Source organism: Curtobacterium sp. B8, from assembly GCF_000333315.1.
Classification (GTDB): Bacteria; Actinomycetota; Actinomycetes; order Actinomycetales; family Microbacteriaceae; genus Curtobacterium; species Curtobacterium luteum.
Genome location: NZ_BACW01000509.1, coordinates 1 through 1,411, shown reverse-complemented (window position 1 = coordinate 1,411; position 1,411 = coordinate 1). Strand labels below are relative to the sequence as shown.

Annotated in this window: 1 protein-coding gene and 1 pseudogene; one reads left to right on the top strand and one right to left on the bottom strand. The window is 71.3% G+C overall.

From position 1 onward, the window contains the following. On the bottom strand, positions 1-902 hold a 902-nt coding region (locus tag I59_RS13095; RefSeq protein WP_022904250.1), incomplete at its 3' end, for a glycosyltransferase family 2 protein. A 325-nt stretch (positions 903-1,227) separates the two neighbouring features. Between I59_RS13095 and I59_RS22240 the strand changes: the two are divergent. Further along, positions 1,228-1,411: pseudogene (locus I59_RS22240) on the top strand (ABC transporter substrate-binding protein); the annotation flags it as partial.

The window sequence follows — 1,411 nt, the reverse complement described above, 5'->3', positions numbered from 1 at the left end:
GGGACACCGGCGCCGAGCACGGGGTCGAACCCCCCGGCCGCACGGAACGCCGACGCACGCACGGCCCAGTTCGCACCGGCACCGTACCCGCCGATGCCGTAGACGGCGAAGTGCTTCCGCACGGTGCCGTCAGGGGCGATCGCGGAGACCCGGGCATGGCGCATCGCACCGGGCGCGTCCTCGGGGACGATCGTCACCGGCTCGAAGGTGCGCTCGCCGCTGAAGCCGCCGTAGTAGGCCTCGTACCAGATCTGCGCCGGGGTCGAGAGCTCCTCGGGCAGGATGAGCCCGGTCACCGCGGAGAGGGAGGGCTCGCGGACGAAGCGTGATCCGATCATCCGGAGCCACTGCGGGCTGATCCGGACGTCGTCGTCGGTGAACGCGATGACCTCGCCCTTCGCGGCGGCGACCCCGGCGTTCCGGCCGGCCGAGCAACCCGGTCGGCGCTCGACCACGAGGCGGACGTTGTGGCCCTCGAGGATGCCGGGCAGCAGGTCGTGCTCCGGCACCTTCACGCGGTTGTCGACGATGATCACCTCGTACCGGGGGTAGTCGAGCTGCTCCAGGACGCCGAGGAGCGTCGTGATGGTCTCGATCCGGGCGACGATCGTCGACACGACGACCGAGATGAGCGGGAGGTCCTCGTCCCGGACGACGTCGCCGGCGTCTGGGGCCGGTGCGTCCGCGGTCTGCGCGACGAGCGGCTCGACGGCGCGCCGGGCATCGGCCGGGTCGTCGGTGAGCAGCACGTCGAGCGTCGTGACCGGGAAGCCGCCCCGGTAGCCGACCACGAGCGCGGAGGAGCCGGTCTCGTCGGCGACGAGCTCGGGCAGCGGCGCGTCGAGGTCGAGGCTGACGACACGACGGGGGCCGGGCACGGAGACGGAGGGGATCAGGGCCATGTCCGCGACGCTACGGAGCCTGCGCGCGCCGGACAACGGTCGCCGCATCCGACGGCGGGGTTCGTGCGGAACCCCGCAGGGCCGGCACGACGCGTTCGACGCCGATCCCAGGCGGCACGGGAAAGTGAGCGCACACTTTCGGCAAGTTCGCAGAAACCGTCCGTCGGAAGGTCATCACGACCAGGTCACGGAACCGATGCAACCGGTTGCGGTGGGGTCGTTCCGGGCGTAACTTCATCCGTCAGCGGGCAGTGCCGCCTGCTCCAGGCATCGTCGTGAGCACCCGATCGACGCGGCCTGGTGATCTCGATGAGGAGACATCCCTGTGAAGACAACACGCGCCAAGGTGCGGTTCGCCTCGGTCGCCGGCATCGCCGCGATCGGGCTCGTGCTCACCGGCTGCTCGAGCGGCGGATCCGCGAACTCGGGCGACGCCCAGAACGGGCAGGACAGCCGCGGCCCGATCACGTACGTGCAGGGCAGGGACAACTCCGACGTCGTCCGGCCGC